The following is an 18,123-nucleotide window of genomic DNA, read 5'->3' as shown; positions in this document are numbered from 1 at the left end:
ATGTGGTCCACGTTCCCTATACGTTAGGATGGGAGCGAGGACTACATGCGCATTCGTGTCAGATTCAAAGTCAGTATGATCACCATGATGACACTCATGGTGGTTTTGGTGAGTGGGTCAATTTCTGCTCTATTCTGGGTTGCGAGTTCAGAATTTTCTGAAGAAATTGCCGAAGAAGCTTTTGCAAGCCAAACCAATCATGCGGTGACTTCTGTTCAGTCTTTGTTGAATCTGGCAACGACCAATGCGTCCATTGGCGCAACCCAGTCTGGTGTCGAGCTGGCACCGGAAAACTTTCTGTCCTCTAAACAATTACCGCCGCTGATTGAAACATTGGCGCAGAACCCGGCTTTTTATTCGCTCTATTACGGCTTTAGTGATGATGCCTTTTTCCAGGTGATTGCGGTGCGCGGTAATGAAGAGATCCGTCAACGTCACAAGGCGCCTGAAGGTACGGCCTGGATTGTACGCTCCATTGATCGCAGCAAGGAACGTTTGCAACGCTGGGGGTATCTGGATCAAAATCTGAACAAGATCGGGTCGCTTTCCGATACCCGCCCGGATTATTATCCGTCACAGCGTCCATGGTATAGTTCTGTCATTGATACCAATAAGGTTCTGCTTTCAGAACCTTATTGGTTTAATTCCCTGAAAAAGCCGGGCCTGACTGCCTCGCGTAATTTGACCGAGACCGCAGGCGTTTATGGTGTTGATTTGACGCTGACCGAACTGGCCCACGAACTGTCAGAAATTCAGATTTCTGAAAATGGGGTGCTGGTTCTGATGGATGCGAAGAATCGTCTTCTCGCCATGTCCCCGCAGCCGGATAAACCGACCAATCTTCTGCCGCTCAATGAAGTTGATGCACCATATATGGACATCCTTCACAGCAAGCTTCGTCATATCGAAGTGGATAACCTGTATGAAGTTTATGCAGGTGGTGATGAATATTTCATTCAGAAAAGCAAAATCTCTTTTCAAGGATCAGAACTTTATCTGGCAACCCTGGCTCCGGTTTATGATTTTAGCAATCTGTTTGACGAATTCCATGATCATATCCTGTTGGTTGGTCTTTTTGGTCTGTGTCTGTTTATTCCTTTCTCCTTTCTGTTTGCGTCTCGCCTGTCCAAGAAAGTGACGGACCTGACGGTTGCGTCAGAACGGGTACGCCAGCTTGATTTTGATATGAGTGAGCTGACAGAATCCAAAATTGTGGAATTTGATAATCTCATCCGATCCTTTGCGCATATGAGTGAAAGTCTGGGCGACAAGACCGAAGCCCTGCAGATTGAACAGGAAAAACTGTCCAAACTGGTCGAATTGGGGATTTCGCTATCGTCTGAACAGGACAGTGACAAGCTGATGGAAATGGTGCTGTTTGGTGCGAAGGAACTGACCAACGCAGATGGTTGTTCGCTTTATACCCTGAATCAGGACAAGCATCTGGATTTCAAGATTTTCAGAAACGACAGTCTCGGTATCGCTTTTGGCGGAACCACAGGCAAGGAAGCCGACCTGCCCAGTATTCCGCTTTATAATGAAGATGGCACATCGAATATGACCAATGTGGTGAGCTATACGGTTCATAAAGAAGAATCGGTCAATATTGATGATGTTTATAATGCTGAAGGGTTCGATTTCTCCGGTCCCAAAGCTTTTGATGAACGCACGGGCTATAAGTCCAAATCCATCCTGACGGTGCCGTTAAAACCGCGCGGTGGTGCGGTGATCGGGGCCTTGCAGATCATCAACGCCCAGGAAAAATATGCCGATGAATTTGTGGCGTTCGGTCAGGATATCCAGCCGTTCGTTGAAGCATTGGCGGCGCAAGCGGCAACCGCCCTTTATAACCGTCACCTGCTGGAATCGCAGGAAAAACTGATGGATGCGCTGATCCAGTTGATTGCGGGCGCGATTGACGCCAAAAGCCCTTATACGGGTGGTCACTGTAACCGGGTGCCGGAACTGGCGATTATGCTGGCGAAAGAAGCGACAGAGTCAAAAACTGGATCGTTCGCTGACTTTGCCTTTACCAATCATGATCAATGGCGGGAATTCGAAATCGGGGCCTGGCTGCATGATTGCGGCAAGGTGGTGACGCCGGAATATGTGGTTGATAAAGCCACCAAATTGGAAACCATCTATAACCGCATCCACGAGATTCGCACCCGTTTCGAAGTCTTGCTGCGTGATGCTCGTATTGACTGCCTGGAAGCCATCCAGAGTGGGAAAAATCAGGGTGAGGCGGAAGCTGAATATGAAACCAAGCGCGCGGCCCTGATTGATGATTTTGCTTTTGTGGCAGAATGCAATGTGGGTGGGGAATTCATGAAAGATGAAGACCTGGACCGTTTGAAACAGATCGCACAGACTGTCTGGGTGCGGAACTTCAATATTCATCTGGGTCTCGCCCATGAAGAGGCCAAACGTTATGGTGATGAAGCAGAAGGGCCATGTGAGGAAAAGCTTTTGGATGATAAAGCCTTCCACGTGATCCCGCGCCCAGAAGGCAGCGCAGAATTCTTTGAGAATTCGGACTTTAAAGTGGACGTTCCTGAAAACCGCTATGATCAGGGCGAGCTTTATAATCTGTCGGTGCGTCGCGGCACTTTGACCGAAGAAGAACGCTTCAAGATTAATGAACATGTGATCCAGAGTATTCTGATGCTGGAACAGCTGCCCTTACCGGATCATATGAAACGCATCCCGGAATATGCCGGAACGCATCATGAAACTTTGATCGGGACGGGTTATCCACGCAAATTGGCGGGTGAGGAACTGTCCGTGCCTGCGCGTATCATGGCGATAGCGGATATTTTTGAAGCACTGACAGCATCAGATCGTCCCTACAAAAAGGCGAAGACACTCAGTGAATCTATCAAAATCCTGAGCTTCTTTAAAAAGGACCAGCATATCGATGGGGAATTGTTTGACCTGTTCCTGACCTCGGGCGTCTATAAGGACTATGCGGAGAAATTCCTGCTGCCGGAACAAATGGATGAAGTCGATATTGCGGCATACTTGGGTTAAAGGGATTGCAGGACCATTTTCTTGCGATCCACCACCAGATCGGTGATCCCGGCGCCAATCCACATCATAAACAGGGTTGTCCAGGCGGTGACGGTAAAGATTGAACCGCCCGTTACCCCTGCACCCACCGCACAGCCGCCTGCCAGCATACCGCCAAACCCCATGAAGGCGGCACCAAGGATATAGCGTTTCATGGAGTGCGCGCCGTCAAAACCTTCCAGCTTTAACTCTCGTGCAAAGTAAGCCGCGAGGAAAGAGCCAAGAAAGACGCCAGGGATCAGCCCCACATCAAAATCCATCTCTGGTACAGGCTGGTTCATCACCAGCATGAGGGTATCGGCAGAAGGGCCACTGAAACTGAGCGCTTCGACCTGGATCGGTTCAAACGCCAATCCAGCGACACTGAAGGTCAGATACCAGGCCGCTGGCACCGTTGCCCCAACCACAACAGCCCCCAGCCAGACTTTATGGGCAATGGTATGTTTGCGTGCAATCCATAAGGCCCCGCCCAAACACAGACAGCCGACAAGAATTCCAAAAGCAGGGCCAACACCCAGATGACCGAAAAGGGAGAGATCTTCGGGTGAAATCAGCCAGATGGATGCAATTTCGGTGCGTGCAGGCGAAAGAATGCCACGTAAGGAGGCTTGGGCCACGACTGCAAAGACCAGTCCGGTCAGAAGAGAGCGTAAATTCCCGTTGGCGGACAGCACCAGCATGCGCGATGAACAGCCCCGTGCCAAAATCATCCCGCTGCCAAAGAGCAATCCACCGATCAAGGCCCCGGACAGAGAACCAGGCAGGGCAAGCTGGCGGGCTTCATCGACAGACATTTCGTCCATCAGGATCAGGCTTTGGGTGCCGATAACGGCGGTTGAAAAAACGATAAACCAAATGGCAAGTTTTTCCCCCAAGGCCCCCCGGGAAAATTCAATGGCAGCAGCGCGCAGGCAAAAGCGACTGCGTTGCCCGAAATAGCCAAAGACAATCCCGATGACGATCCCGCCAATGGCCGTGGCTTGCGCACCACCAACTGCATCGACCAGCTGTTCCATTTTACTCTCCCACCCTTCAGATGTGAGAATTATATAAACTTAATTTAAGATTTTGTGAATATAATATAGCTGACTAGCCGAGCAGGATCACAACACCATAAACCAGAACACCGCCAAAGACGGGCCATCCCAGTGATTTGGTAAAGCGCCAGACTGCAAGGGTTGCGATAACGCCAAGGGCGGTGGCGGCCCAGCTGACGGGGCTTGGATTTGCGGGAATAAGGGAAACTCCGAACATGCCCGCAATCATGGCCGGACCAAAGACGCTGAGCCAGCTCGGGATTTCTTCCACTGCTTCCTGGGTTTTGCGTTTGGCAAGGTGGCGCTGCATCCAGATAAGTGGCAACAAGCGCATCATCAAAGTGCCACTGGCGCAAAGCCCAAGTAGGATCCAGAAATTGTTATCCATCATATTTACTCCCTTTTCCGGCAATGCCTTTCATCAGGTGATAGAGGATGGCGCCACTGAGGGCCGCAAGCGGAATGGAGGCATTGGGCAGGCCCAGCAGTTTCAGGGCAAAGGCCACTACAATCGTAACGCCCAATGTTAGTGTCCAAAGCCTTGATGAAAAACGTGGCGCAAGCAGGACGAGGAACAGGGCAGGCAGAGCAAAGGGCATCACTTCACCCAACAAAGGCCAGCGGGTAGTCAGTTCTTCCCCCACCAAGGCACCAAGCGCTGTGCCGAAAATCCAGCTGAACCAGGCAAGTAGTGCAGCCCCTGTATACCAGCCGATCCGCGCGTTTTCTTCCATCTGCGGCAGGCGGGTATGGGCAAGGGCAAAGATTTGGTCCGTCAGCCCATGCATCAGACAGGGCCACCAGCGGTTTGGCGGCAGGTAGCTTGCGATATTGGGCGCATAGACCAGATGGCGCGCGTTGATCAACAAGGTCATGACGACCACCAGCCACAAAGGTGCCCCGGCGGCGACCATGGCGACAAACAGAAACTGCGACGCCCCTGCATAGATCAGGGTGGAGATCAAAACGGTTTCTAAAACACTGAAGCCCGACTGAATGGAAACCAGCCCAAAGGAAATGGCAACCGGGATATAACCGCCCAGTAGGGGCACGGCTTCTTGCGTGCCAACCCAGAAGGGACTTCGGGTTGTTGCAGTTTTGGTCATGCTCATGCCTCGTCCTCTTTTGTCTCATAAACAATGGTCAGCATCAAAGTCGCCCAGCCGTCGCCTGCGCGATAAATATGAGGCTGATCAGCTGCAAAGCTATGACTTTCTCCCGCACGAAGAGTTCGGATGTTTTCCAGTGCACCGACTTCCAGTTCACCAGAAATCATGGTGATGGATTCGATTGTCCCCGGGGAATGCCCTTCTGCCTGGCGGATGGTGTTGGGCGCACAGGACATCCAATAGACGTCTACTTCCGGATTGTCGGTGCCGTGATCGATCAGGCGGACTTCCACATCATTGTCGCTGATGGGACCACTGATGGGCGCGATTAGGGTACTGAAGGGGACTTTTAACTGAATGGCAAGCCGCCAGATGGTATCCAGCGTCGGGTTACCGCTGCCTTGTTCAATGCGTGACAGGTTTGACTTGGCAATACCTGCTGCACTGGCCAGTTGTGAGAGCGAGATATCGCGTTGCTGGCGCAATTTTTGTAAATGACGCCCCAATGTATTGACGCTCGGCTTGTCCATAATATGCCTCTCCAGCTGTTCGATATATAGAACGTTCTATATAAGGAACAGTGAAGAGTCAAGAGAATGTAAAAAAGGACCTGATCAGTTTCAGGTCCTTTCTTTGGGTTTTACTATTCTGCAGCCTCTGTTTTCGCCTCGTCATTTCTGACATTGGAGAGGAAATTCGCTAGTTTTTCCCTTAAGAATTCTGCCTGTTTGGAAAGGTCACCTGCTGAATCTTCGATCTGGTTGGCAGCGCTTCCGGTTTCCTGTGTGGCCTGACCGACGGTGACGATACTGTCGTTTACCTGAATGGTGCTGTGCGATGCCTGTTCGATATTGCGCGCAATTTCTTGCGTGGCGCTGGCTTGTTCGTCCACGGCGGCTGCAACCGATGTGGAAATTTCATTCATTTCTTCAATCACGTTGGAAATAGACGAAATCGCTTCTACCGCCCGTGTGGTGCCATCCTGAATAAAGGCAATTTGTTTGGAGATATCGTTTGTTGCTTTGCTGGTCTGATTGGCGAGGTTTTTGACCTCGGTTGCCACGACCGCGAAACCTTTACCCGTTTCCCCAGCCCGTGCCGCCTCAATTGTGGCATTCAGCGCCAGCAGGTTGGTCTGTTCAGCGATATCATTGATCAGGCCCACAACAAGACCGATTTCATCCACATTGCCGGAGAGTTCCTGAATGGTGCGGCTGGTTTCTGTTGCAATCCCGACCGCACGGGTTGAAACATCGCGCGAAGTGGACATCTGATCGGTGATCGCCCCAATAGAGGCGGAGAGTTCTTCGGTTGCAGAAGCTACCGTTTGAACGTTGTGGGCAGCGTTGGAGGCTGCTTCGCTGACCTCATTGGCTTTGGTGCTGGTTTCACCTGCGGTACCGACCATCTGGGTGGAGGCGGCTTGCAATTGAGTTGCCGCAGACGTCACCGTCTGGACCACACCGCCCACATCATTTTCAAAAGCATTGGCCATATCGTTCATGAGTGCGCGTTGTTGTTCACGACTGCGGATTTCTTGCTGTTCTTGAGCCTGACGCAGAATATCGGTTTCCTGAATGGTTTCTTTGAACACGATCAGCGCACGGGCGAGATCACCAATTTCGTTGGGAAGCTTCTGGTCTGTGACCTCAAAATCGGTTTTGCCTTTAGTGAGATCGGACAAATGATCAATGTTGCGTATGAGCGAACGAATGATTTGACGTGCTGCACTGGTGCCCATCAGGATGCTGAGGATCATCGCAACAGCGCCCCAGATGGCGATGTTGGTCGTGATGGACACCCGTTGATCTTCTGCCATTTGCAGAGAAGCCAGTGCCTGTTTCTGGGATTCGGCAGCAAAAGTTTCAAGGTCCTGTACAGTGGTCGCGATCATGGCTTCAATTTCGGCCTGCTGCTTGAACAGTTGTTCCTTCCCGTCAGCATAAAGGTTCATTTCTTTATGATAGGAATCGGCATATTTTGTCAGCTCACCCTTCAGGTCATCAGTGAAAGGCGCAGTTGCCAGAATTTCTTTAAATTCAACAATGCGTTTGTCGATGCGGCCCAGATATTTATCGCGGTTGCCCCGGATGATGTAGTCTTTTTCATGACGGCGCATCATCAGCATTTTGATCAAAAGACGATTGGCGACTTCCAATGTGGTGCCGATGGATTGTTCTTCCAGTTTCTGCAGGCGTTTTTCAATGGTATGGACGGCCCCGCGCAGCTTGCCGCGCTGGCCTTCTTTTTCGGAATAGCCCAACAGTTTTTGTGATGCTTCGATCTCGGCGAACTTGGCGGTGACGTGTTGGAGCTCTGTAGACAGTTTCTTATGGATATCCTGATGGGCCGCGCTTTCTTTTAGTTTTACGAGGTTCTGATCAATTGTAGCGGCCAGGGATGTAAAGCGGCTTGCCGTTTCATCACTTGGGTTGGTGAGAAACGTTTTCTGGGTCGGGATCATATTGAGGAAAGCTGTATTCATCTCAACAGATAATTCATTGATCTGGCTGTTGGAAATGACATTTTTATTCAGTCGTTCCAGATCATTGCTTTTGATCGCGTAATAGGCTGCGATTGCGAGAGAGGAAAGAACAAAGACACCAATAATCAGAAAAATCTGGTTGGAGATTTTCAATTTCTTCATTGTGTATGACCCACCCGGTTATAAAGTTTTTTGCTTTATCTTTAGGGTTTTAAGCCGTACAGGAAATATTTCGAAATATTTCATGACAGTTTTATTACAGTTTTATTATCTTTATGTATCAACTGTTTAAGAGGAGAAATAGGTGCCAAATTTTGCAGATATTGCGCCGCAAAATTTGAGGTTTAGAGCGAAACTTATAACATGCCTAAACTTGAAGTTTAGATGCATTTTTAATCGAATATAATTACAGTTGGAAAAGAAAAGCGCCTCTGAAAGGCGCTTAAACTCTAATGTATGTAAAAATACTTATGTATTTTTCCGGGCATCATATCCAACGCAGGCCAGGTAATAAACCAGGTCAACGGACTTGCGACCCTGTTCCATTTTCAACCAGGTTTGACGACCAATTCCGATGGCGGCTGCGGCCTGAATTTGGTCAAACCCGTGACCTTCGCGCCAGGCTTTCAGGTCGTCTTTTGTCCAATCGGAAATGTCAGGGCGGACTTTTGGGGATAATTTTGGCATTTTCGGTATTCCTATCTCTTAGAATTTCAGATGCTTGACCGTTCCCTCAATCCCAAGGGCGGTTTTGCTTTCCTGAATCTGATTATTTAAATCGGTGATTTTCTGCTGAACTTTTTCTTCTTCGCCCGCTGTGTCGCGCCCGTTAAATTCACGATCATGCTGCAGATGATCCAGCTTGGATTTGGCGCGCGTGCGCTGAACAAGAGCCTGGGTCAGTTCCTGTTGGGCTTCAACAAAGGGAATTTCCTCAATATTCATCCCGGCTTCGGCCAGGGCATCAACACCGTTCAGCTTTTGTGTAAAGCCATAAACGACCTTGTCGTGACGAAACCCGTCTTTTTCCAGCTTGCTGCGAAGCTTCAACTCTTTCAGTTCCAGGCGATAATCGCTCTGCGGCTTGGGGGTCAGCTTGAATGTCTGCATGTGAAAGGCCCTTTGATCAACGTTCAGGCCTGTCCATCCGGGGCCATCAAAACTGTTGGCGGCTTGTAGGTCTTTTATAAGGGGGAGTCAAGGAATGACGCGGATGATCACATTCCCCGATTGACCCATCCCCACCCCCTCTATACAATAAGCTTACATCATATGACCCCATGCGGGAGAGAGGTGCCGATAAAGGATGGTGCCCGCCGAAGGAGCATGCGCCCCTGCGAAACTCTCAGGCATATTGGACCGCTGGGCGATGAGACTCTGGAAAGTGAGATGTTTTTCAAGCATCTCCACCGACGATGAAACCCTTGCATAGGCACAGGGGAATCTTTCAGGTTCCATGACAGAGGGGGGCCAGGTTTTGATTCTGTTTGTTCAGGATCAATTTATTGGGTCACTCCTGTGGGAAAGGAACTTTATTTTGGGCGATACTTTAAAAACCACACCTCTTCATGCGCTGCATATCGAACTTGGTGGCAAGATGGTTGCCTTTGCCGGTTATGATATGCCGGTGCAATATAAACTCGGCATCATGAAAGAACATCTGCACACTCGTGAAAACTGCGGGCTATTTGATGTCTCACATATGGGGCAGGCGCTGCTGAAAGGCGACGACGTACAAAGCGCGATTGAAAGCCTGACGCCAAGCGATATCAAAGCCTTGCCGGAAAATGGCATTCGTTATTCTTTGTTGATGAATGACGAAGGCGGCATCCGCGATGACTTTATGGTCACCAACCGGGGTGATCATCTGTATATCGTGGTGAATGCGGCTTGTAAGGAAGCAGATTTTGAACATATCGCCTCTTCCTTGCCCAACCATACGCTGGAACTGATGGAAGACCGCGCGCTTCTGGCCCTGCAGGGTCCAAAAGCAGCCGAGGTTCTGAATCGTTTTGCCCCGGGTGTGGATCAGTTGATCTTTATGAATATGGGCGAATTTGACATTGCGGGCATTCCGTGTTTGGTCTCTCGCTCCGGCTATACGGGGGAAGATGGCTACGAAGTTTCCGTTCCCGAAGACAAATGCGAAGAACTGGCACGCACGCTTCTGGGTGAAGAAGAGGTTGAGGCTATCGGTCTTGGCGCACGTGACAGCCTGCGTCTTGAGGTCGGCCTTTGCCTTTACGGATCTGACATTGATACCACTACGTCGCCAATTGAAGGCTCATTAAACTGGGCTGTTGGCAAGCGCCGCCGCGAGGAAGGTGGCTTCCCGGGGCACGATGTGGTGATGAAACACCTGTCTGAAGGAATTGCGCGCAAACGTGTTGGCATCAAGCCACTGGGCCGCGCACCCGCACGTGCGCATACAGAGATCGCTGATATGGATGGCAATATCATCGGGGAAATTACATCTGGCGGATTTGGCCCCAGCTTTGGTGGGCCGGTTGCCATGGGGTATGTGAAGACCGAATTTTCCAAAATCGGCACAGAAATTCAATTGATCGTGCGCGGCAAAACCATGCCGGGCGAAATCGCAAAACTACCGTTTGTTCCACAACGTTATTATAAGGGCTAAAGACTATGACTGTTAAATATACTGAAGATCACGAATGGGTACTTGTTGAAGGCGACAAGGCAACTGTTGGCATCACTGATTATGCGCAAAATGCACTGGGCGATATCGTGTTTGTGGAAACACCAGAAGGTGGCACCGAAGTTGAAAAAGGCGAAGACTGTGCGGTTGTTGAATCTGTAAAAGCAGCCTCTGACATCTATGCCCCGATCACTGGTGAAATCACTGAAGGCAATGAAGCGCTGGATGATGAACCTGCATTGGTGAACTCATCCCCAGAAGGCGATGGCTGGTTCTTCAAAATGACCATCGCGGATGCGGCAGAACTGGACGAACTGATGGACGAAGCAGCTTATAAAGAACACTGCGAAGGTCTGGACTAAGACTTTGCTTCAATACTTAACACTTGGGATCATTTATGATCTTAAGTGTTATTCTAGATGTGAATTACCTGTAAATAATACTTTTACGATCACACCTTGACATTTGCTTTAAAATCCCTATATTCCCCGGTTCCGAAGAGAATAAGAGCGATCTTGATTCTTTTCGGAATCTTTTTGTCGAATTTTCGCAACCAAATTTCAACTTTTATTTGTTATAGTGAAGATTCAAACTGGGGATTTGGAGAAGAAATATGGAATATTTACCGTTGATTCAAGGGGTTGTCATTTTTGTCGGCCTGTTTATTTCCCTTTCTCTTTTCCGTGTTGCTTTCAGTGTTTGGCAATCAAATAATGGCGAATATGAAATGAACCGTGCTCGTTGCGGTGATTCAATTTGGAATATTTTGACTGGCAACGTTAAAACCAGAAATGGTCTACAACGTGATTTTCGCGGCAAGGCGGGCATCGCTGTCAGAAATGGTGAATGGATTAGCCAAGGCACCTTGTCCGAAGAAGCTATTGATTCAATTATTCGCGAATAAATTAAACTCCTAAAAAAGTCAGACTTAATGATCCGTCAGTATAAAAGCTGGGTGCCTAATGTTACCAACCAGCTCTCGTTTAGCGCGATTGGCGACACCAAACATCCATCTCAGAGTGTGCATCAAAACAAATCGACTAAAGATAAGCGATTTATCATTGTTTATCAGGAACGAGATACGCTTGACATGATGCTTCCATTTCGAACGAGATGGGCGAAATTATTTGGTATTGATGGCCAAATGTGGTTCGGTTGTCTGGCTCAGGCTGTGGCTGAGGGCGATGACAATCAGGCGTATCTGGAAGGTCATTTGTTTATATGGCATAATAAAAAGCTGTGGCGTACCAATGCGTTAAAAACATTCACAACCTTGTATAGTGAATTGCGAAGCCGAGATGATTTAACGGATGATGATATCAGATATCTTCGAACCGAATTTAATAAGGCATCTGATAATCTACCAGCCACAAGTAGTTTTACAGCAAAGTTTAAGCTGCAACGCAATGGCGAAATTATCATTACCCATGATGATTCAGAAACCTTAGGGGGAACAGCTCCGAACTTGGGTCAGGATACCCCCAAAAAAGAAGCAAAGATTTTAGAAATCTGCAGTCAGCTTTTCTTTTTTGTGAAAGACATTTCGCATGAACACCAGCACCATAACCCAACGACAGACACAATTATCGATTTACATAAAGATGATAACGATAATGAATGGTGTTCCCAAGTTTTATTCGCCCTTTACCGCAAGATCATTCGATTTAAAAGAAATAAAACACCGGATGCAATTGTAAAGTCACTTGGAACGTTGGCATATGCGACGTCATTTAAAAAGATCTGTAAGAAAAAGCAGATTAATATTCCAGATCACTGTGATGACAGTTTAACCGCCTCTATGGAAGCGGCAAAAGATGGTATTTTGTTAAACCAAGGTGTTGCTCACAGAAAATCAGATAATCTTCGCGCATGGCTCATCGGTGGCGCAGGTTTAATTTTCACCTACGCATCACTTTTGAAACTTTCAGACCCTGAAATCAAGGCAGTCCCGTCTCCAATATTGACGTCACTTGCTGAATTACTATTAGAAAATCCGATAATTTTTGTAAGTGGTTTGGGGGCAATCATTGCTTTCTTACGTTGCCGAACGAACAAATGGCAAATTTTTCGTGCTTGGCCAAAACTGTTTCAGGCTTGGAAGCGCAAATTTAATGCTCTTTCAATTGCTCTTTTAGGGCTACTAACATTAAGTGTAACAGTTTTTATTGCTTGGTTGTTACACAATCCAGAACACATAGAGAAGATTTTGGGTATGATGTATAATCCTTTCTCATAGGCACTAAATTCATCTATATAGATCAAGCGTTGCTGTATGCTTGACGAACTCTTTCGTTTCGGGCAAACAAACCTTAACGAATTACTTCCCTTTATAGATGGACTGATCATGAGCGATAAATCCGATACCAACACCATGTGGGGTGGCCGTTTTTCCGGTGGCCCGAGCGCGATTATGGAAAAAATCAATGCATCGATTGATTTTGACAAACGCTTTTATGCTCAGGACATTCGCGGGTCCAAAGCTCATTGTGCCATGCTGGTTAAGCAAGGCATCCTGACCGAAGAAGATGGCAAGGCCATCACCGAAGGTCTGGACAAGGTTCAGGCTGAGATCGAAGCTGGCGATTTTGAATTTTCCGCTCAGCTGGAAGACATCCACATGAATGTGGAAGACCGCCTGAAACAATTGATCGGTGAAGCTGCCGGGCGTCTGCATACCGGGCGTTCTAGAAACGACCAGGTGGCAACCGATTTCCGTCTGTGGGTGCGTGATGCCATCGACCGTCTGGACGAAGGGCTGAAAGTCCTGCAACAGGTCTTGATTGCACGCGCTGAAGAACAGGTGGATACCATCCTGCCGGGCTTTACCCATCTGCAGGCCGCACAGCCTGTATCTCTTGGCCACCATCTGCTGGCCTATGTGGAAATGTTTGGCCGGGATCGGGCCCGTTTCGCTGATGCGCGCAAGCGGGTGAATGAATCACCGCTTGGTTCTGCGGCCCTTGCTGGCACGCCTTATCCGATTGATCGTCACTATACGGCGGAACTGTTGGGGTTTTCCGGTCCCATGCGTAATTCGCTGGATGGGGTGTCGGATCGTGACTTTGCGCTGGAATATCTCTCTGCAGCCTCCATCTGTTCAGTGCATTTATCCCGTATGGCAGAAGAACTGGTGATCTGGTCGTCTGCCCAATTTGGTTTTGTGCGCATGTCTGACAGTTTCTCAACGGGTTCATCCATCATGCCGCAAAAGAAAAACCCGGACGCAGCTGAACTGGTCCGGTCCAAAATCGGGCGTGTGGTCGGTGACCTCAACAGCCTGATGATGTCCATGAAAGGGCTGCCATTGGCTTATTCGAAGGACATGCAGGAAGATAAGGAACCTGTCTTTGATGCAGCCGACACGATTGAACTGAGTGTTGTTGTGATGACCGGCATGATCGAAGAAATGACGGTCAATAAAGACAAGATGCGTGAAAGCGCGACCTGGGGCTTTACGACAGCGACAGACCTGGCCGACTGGCTGGTGCGCGAACTGAATATGCCGTTCCGCAACGCCCACCATGTGACAGGTGCCATTGTGAAACTGGCCGAAGATAAAGGTTGTGATTTGTGTGATCTGTCCCTGGAAGAAATGCAAAAGGTCGATGCGACCATCACGGCTGATGTGTTTAACGTCCTGACCATTGATGCGTCTGTTGCATCGCGCACGTCTTATGGCGGCACGGCTCCGGATAATGTACGCAAGCAGATCGTGCAAGCCCGCGAACGTTTTTTTATAAGAATTTGAGGAGATAGGTATGATGATGCGCAAGTTCATAATGATTATGCTGATTGCGGCCTTTACCGCATCCCTTGGCGCCTGTGGCCGCAAGAACGAGCCCGTCGCCCCGGAAGATGTGGATCCGAAATATCCGCGTACCTATCCTGCCCCGACAAAAGCCCCCACTTTGATGAAATAAAGAAAAACCATGGATCATTTTCAGTATAAAAACGGCGAGCTTTACGCCGAAGGTGTTGCCCTTTCCAAAATCGCAGAAGAAGTCGGCACGCCTTTCTATGTTTATTCCCAAGCCACGCTGGAACGTCATTATCAGGTCTTTGCCGAAGCGGTAAAAGATCTGGATACGACCATTTGTTTTGCGGTGAAGGCCAATTCAAATCTGGCTGTGATCAAGACATTGGCTGATCAGGGCGCAGGGGCTGACGTGGTTTCTGTGGGTGAATTGAAACGCGCCATCAAGGCAGGTGTTCCCGCTGATAAAATCGTCTTTTCCGGTGTGGGTAAAAGCCGATCTGATTTGGCTTATGCGGTGAAGACAGGCATTCGCCAGATCAACGTGGAAAGTGAAGAAGAACTGGTGGTCCTGAGCGAAGTGGCAACCGAACTGGATGCGCGCATGCCGATTGTGCTGCGGGTAAATCCAGATGTGGATGCCAAGACCCATGAAAAAATCTCCACCGGGAAAAGCGACAATAAGTTCGGCATCGACTGGACCCGCGCGGTGGAAGTTTACCAACGCGCAGCCAACATGTCCGGCGTGGACCCTCGGGGTCTGGCTTGCCATATCGGATCGCAACTGGTTGATCTGGAACCATTTCGTCAGGCTTTCCGCCGCATGAAGGAAATGGTTGGCGAATTGCGTGGTCTCGGTCTGGACGTCAGCCGTGTCGATCTGGGCGGTGGCTTGGGCATTCCTTACGAAGAAGTTGAAACACCCCTGCCTGTCGAATATGGCAAGCTGGTTGTGGAAGAACTGGGCGACCTGGATGTTGAGTTTGAATTTGAGCCCGGCCGCATGATTGCAGGTAACGCAGGTCTTTTGGTCAGTGAAGTACTCTATGTCAAAGAAGCCCCGAAAAAGACATTTGCCGTGATTGATGCAGCGATGAACGATCTGATGCGTCCCTCGCTTTATTCCGCCTATCACGCGATTGTGCCGCTGGTTGAAGCCGAAGGCGAAGACACCGTCACTTACGATGTGGTGGGTCCGATCTGTGAAACAGGCGATACCTTTGCCAAAGACCGTGAACTACCCGCATTGGTTTCTGGTGATCTGGTCGCGTTCAGAACCGCAGGCGCATATGGTGCGACCATGTCCAATACCTATAATTCCCGGGCGTTGATCCCGGAAGTGATGGTGCGAGGTGATGACTATGCTGTCATCCGCAAACGTGTGGACATCGAAGAACAGATGGATCTGGAAAGCCTTGCCAATTGGCAGGGTTAAAAATCCGTGTCCCGGCGAAGGCCGGGACCTCTTGGAACAGAGGGCTCTGAACTTTCAAAGGCCCCGGCCTGCGCCGGGGAACAGCGTTCGCAATTCATTTTCACAAAGACTTGTATAGCCAGTCTTCCATTCACAGTTTATCTTTAAGGGATAAACAGATGTAAGGCTGGTTTATGCTTGAACTTGATAACGCCACATTAAGACGACTGGAGCGCATGATCTTTTATGTGCGTGGCGTGATGGTGTGGGAACAGCTTTGGCCCCGGCTTTGGCCGTTTATGATCTTGGCCAGCTTGTTCCTGTCAGCCATTCTGTTCGATCTGTTTTCCCTTTTATCCCCGCAGTTGCATATGCTGGTGCTTGGTCTGTGCGGGTTGGGTCTGTTTGGTCTTTTGGTTCACGCCTTTGCAGGGGTGCGCATTCCAACCAAACGAAATGCTCTTCATAAGATAGAACGCGACAATGACCTGAAGCATCAACCGCTTTTTGCCCTGCTGGATCATCCGGTGGGGGAAAGCCGTGATAAGTTTCAGCAAACCGTCTGGCTGAATCATCAGGACCGGATGGTTCAGGCCATGGGGAAAGTTACGTTACGGGGGCCGAAATTCAGCCTTGAAGATCGTGATCCTTATTGCCTTAGCATTATTCTTGTGATCATTTTATTGTTGGGAGCAGTGGAAGCCCGGTTTGATTTTACAGATCGTCTGGCGCGCAGTTTTGCCCCGGCATCACACGTGGGCATGACCCAGAACTGGAAAATAGAAGCCTGGATTAATCCGCCTGCCCATACAGGGTTGGGTCCCACTTTTTTGAGTGCGAACCAGGACAGCCCGCCTCTATCATCCGCTGTTGAAATTGCCCAACATAGTGAATTGCTGCTGCGTCTGGAAGGCAGACCGACGCGGGATCAATTGTCTGTATCGGTTGGCCCGTTCGTTGAAAAGCTGGAAAATCTGGGACGGGGGAATTTCAGTCTGGAAACCCGCCTTGAACAGGGCCAGACCTTAAAGGTCATGCGCAATGAAGAGGCGATCTACAGCTGGCCCATCCGCCTGAAAATGGATGAACCACCAAGCATCAAATTGTCGGGAAAACCCAGAAGCGGTTTTCGCGGTCATATGACCCTGGGTTTTAAGGCTGAAGATGATTATGGCTTGCAGCAGGTACAACTGATTATTCGCGCGTTGGAAAAAGATAGCCTGCCTGACCTTGTGCTGGTGCTGGATGAAAATGAACGGGACGTCACCGGGCGGTTTCGTGCCAATCTGGCGGATCACCCCTGGGCGGGGCAGGATGTGGTAATGACCCCGGTTGCGATTGATAGTGCGGGTCAACAATCCCATGGTACTGCGATACAGTCTATCCTGCCGGAACGAAAATTCACCCATCCCGTGGCTTTGCGTTTGATCAATATCCGAAAAAGCATGGTCAATGGCAGCCCGGAAGATCATGTGTTTGGCCGCATCTGGCTGGATCGGATTTTGCGCCACCCCGAAGATTTTCAGGATGATGTGGCGATCTATCTGGCTTTGCGCGTGGCCTCTGACAGAATGCATGCGGTGATGGCGGATGTGGATGTGCAGGCCGTGCGCGCAATTTTGTGGGAAACCGCTGTGCGTCTGGAAGAAGGCGCATCGGGCAGTGCGCGCAATCAGCTGGAATTTATGTCGCGCCAGATGCAGGATTTGATGCAGAATGCACAAGATAGTGCGGCCATGGAAGCCCTGTTTGAACAGATGCAGCAAAGCCTTGATCAGTTCCTGCAGAAAATGGCGCAATCCATGCCGAAGATGGACGGGTTTGAAAATCTGATGCCGCCTGAAAATGCCGATATGATTGGGCGTGATGAGCTGATGGATTTGCTGAATAAAGCACGCGAATTGATGCGCGCGGGCAATACCCAGGCGGCAAAGGAAGTGATGGAACAGTTTCAGTCTATCTTGTCACGCCTTGCCATGCAGCCCCCTGTTGATCCCAATCAGATGAAGGCGGCGAGTGAGGTTGTCAAGAAGCTGCAGCAACTGGAAAAGGATCAGCAGAAATTGCTGGATGAAACTTTTCAGCGCACCCGCAATCAGGACCGCCCGAGCCTGAGCTCAACCCGTAAAGCCCTGGAACAGGCTGAACAGCAACAGAAGCTTCTGGAACATTTGCGCGAACAGATGAAACGCCTGCAAGCTATGCAGACCAAGACCCCCAAAGCGTTGATAGAGGCCGAAAAAGCCATGCAGCGCGCGGTTCAATCTTTGGAGCGCGGGTTGGATGAAACAGCTGTTCAGGCACAAACCCATGCGGTGGATCAATTGCGCGAAGGTTTGAAAGACAGCGCACAGGCCCTGGCGCAGAAAATGGGCATGCAGCCTATGCCGCAGCAATTGCCCGGTTATGATCCTTTGGGGCGGCGCGGCAGTAAAGGAACTTTGCAGGGGGAAACCGGACAGTCGGTACCAACCGACGCAGAAATGAAGCAATCGCGTGAAATTTTAAAAGAATTATACCGCCGGGCCGGACAAAAGGGTCGCGCCGAGCAGGAATTGAAATATATTGAACGTTTACTGGAACGTTTTTAGGAAGATCC

At 49.5% G+C, this 18,123-nt stretch carries 16 protein-coding genes and 2 riboswitches; of the genes, 9 read left to right on the top strand and 7 right to left on the bottom strand.

What is annotated here, in order from left to right; all coding sequences use genetic code 11:
• The first annotated feature begins 45 nt into the window (after nt 1-45).
• Entirely contained in the window at nt 46-3,030 is a 2,985-nt protein-coding gene (locus RYZ26_RS01205) for an HD domain-containing phosphohydrolase (RefSeq protein WP_317681293.1), read from the top strand.
• Here the strand turns inward: RYZ26_RS01205 and RYZ26_RS01200 are convergent.
• The 7 genes from RYZ26_RS01200 to RYZ26_RS01170 form a co-directional block, all read right to left on the bottom strand.
• Nucleotides 3,027-4,085, bottom strand: coding sequence for a YeeE/YedE family protein (locus RYZ26_RS01200; RefSeq protein WP_317681292.1), 1,059 nt, complete (start codon nt 4,083-4,085; stop codon nt 3,027-3,029). The genes RYZ26_RS01205 and RYZ26_RS01200 overlap by 4 nt on opposite strands.
• A 73-nt stretch (nt 4,086-4,158) precedes the next feature.
• Entirely contained in the window at nt 4,159-4,497 is a 339-nt protein-coding gene (locus RYZ26_RS01195) for an AzlD domain-containing protein (RefSeq protein ID WP_317681291.1), read from the bottom strand.
• Complete coding sequence (locus tag RYZ26_RS01190; RefSeq protein WP_317681290.1) at nt 4,487-5,218, bottom strand: AzlC family ABC transporter permease; 732 nt, start codon at nt 5,216-5,218, stop codon at nt 4,487-4,489. The genes RYZ26_RS01195 and RYZ26_RS01190 overlap by 11 nt, the downstream gene beginning before the upstream one ends.
• Nucleotides 5,215-5,745, bottom strand: a complete 531-nt coding sequence (locus tag RYZ26_RS01185) for a helix-turn-helix domain-containing protein (RefSeq protein WP_317681289.1) — start codon at nt 5,743-5,745, stop codon at nt 5,215-5,217. The genes RYZ26_RS01190 and RYZ26_RS01185 overlap by 4 nt, the downstream gene beginning before the upstream one ends.
• 113 nt (nt 5,746-5,858) lie before the next feature.
• Nucleotides 5,859-7,862, bottom strand: a complete 2,004-nt coding sequence (locus RYZ26_RS01180) for a methyl-accepting chemotaxis protein (protein WP_317681288.1) — start codon at nt 7,860-7,862, stop codon at nt 5,859-5,861.
• A 306-nt stretch (nt 7,863-8,168) separates the two neighbouring features.
• The gene (locus tag RYZ26_RS01175) at nt 8,169-8,387 is read right to left on the bottom strand and encodes a helix-turn-helix transcriptional regulator (RefSeq protein ID WP_317681286.1); all 219 of its coding nucleotides are present in this window, start codon (nt 8,385-8,387) and stop codon (nt 8,169-8,171) included.
• Nucleotides 8,388-8,405: 18 nt separating this feature from the next.
• Nucleotides 8,406-8,810: a hypothetical protein gene (locus RYZ26_RS01170; RefSeq protein ID WP_317681285.1), complete on the bottom strand. Its 405-nt coding sequence runs from the start codon at nt 8,808-8,810 to the stop codon at nt 8,406-8,408.
• A 163-nt stretch (nt 8,811-8,973) separates the two neighbouring features.
• Nucleotides 8,974-9,072: riboswitch (glycine riboswitch) on the top strand.
• Nucleotides 9,073-9,075: 3 nt separating this feature from the next.
• Nucleotides 9,076-9,165: riboswitch (glycine riboswitch) on the top strand.
• Between the two features lie 69 nt (nt 9,166-9,234).
• Here RYZ26_RS01170 and gcvT point away from each other — a divergent pair.
• The 8 genes from gcvT to RYZ26_RS01130 all read left to right on the top strand — a co-directional run bounded on the left by gcvT (nt 9,235) and on the right by RYZ26_RS01130 (nt 18,115).
• Nucleotides 9,235-10,338, top strand: a complete 1,104-nt coding sequence (gene gcvT, locus RYZ26_RS01165) for a glycine cleavage system aminomethyltransferase GcvT (protein ID WP_317681314.1) — start codon at nt 9,235-9,237, stop codon at nt 10,336-10,338.
• A 5-nt stretch (nt 10,339-10,343) separates the two neighbouring features.
• Nucleotides 10,344-10,718 (top strand): glycine cleavage system protein GcvH, encoded by a 375-nt coding sequence (gcvH, locus tag RYZ26_RS01160; protein ID WP_317681284.1) that lies wholly within the window; start codon nt 10,344-10,346, stop codon nt 10,716-10,718.
• Nucleotides 10,719-10,969: 251 nt separating this feature from the next.
• Nucleotides 10,970-11,260 carry a hypothetical protein gene (locus tag RYZ26_RS01155; protein WP_317681283.1) on the top strand — a complete coding sequence of 97 codons (291 nt, stop codon included), beginning with the start codon at nt 10,970-10,972 and terminating at the stop codon, nt 11,258-11,260.
• 27 nt (nt 11,261-11,287) lie between these two features.
• Nucleotides 11,288-12,592, top strand: a complete 1,305-nt coding sequence (locus RYZ26_RS01150; protein ID WP_317681282.1) for a hypothetical protein — start codon at nt 11,288-11,290, stop codon at nt 12,590-12,592.
• Between the two features lie 108 nt (nt 12,593-12,700).
• Nucleotides 12,701-14,104, top strand: coding sequence for an argininosuccinate lyase (gene argH, locus RYZ26_RS01145; protein ID WP_317681281.1), 1,404 nt, complete (start codon nt 12,701-12,703; stop codon nt 14,102-14,104).
• 10 nt (nt 14,105-14,114) lie between these two features.
• Nucleotides 14,115-14,276, top strand: coding sequence for a hypothetical protein (locus tag RYZ26_RS01140; RefSeq protein WP_317681280.1), 162 nt, complete (start codon nt 14,115-14,117; stop codon nt 14,274-14,276).
• Nucleotides 14,277-14,285: 9 nt separating this feature from the next.
• Nucleotides 14,286-15,545, top strand: coding sequence for a diaminopimelate decarboxylase (lysA, locus tag RYZ26_RS01135; protein WP_317681278.1), 1,260 nt, complete (start codon nt 14,286-14,288; stop codon nt 15,543-15,545).
• Nucleotides 15,546-15,718: 173 nt separating this feature from the next.
• Nucleotides 15,719-18,115: a DUF4175 domain-containing protein gene (locus tag RYZ26_RS01130; RefSeq protein ID WP_317681277.1), complete on the top strand. Its 2,397-nt coding sequence runs from the start codon at nt 15,719-15,721 to the stop codon at nt 18,113-18,115.
• Nucleotides 18,116-18,123: the final 8 nt, after the last annotated feature.

This window comes from Terasakiella sediminum, assembly GCF_033100395.1.
Taxonomy (GTDB): domain Bacteria; phylum Pseudomonadota; class Alphaproteobacteria; order Rhodospirillales; family Terasakiellaceae; genus Terasakiella.
Note: the sequence above shows the minus strand (reverse complement) of the source record. Positions and strands in the feature narration are given on the sequence as shown.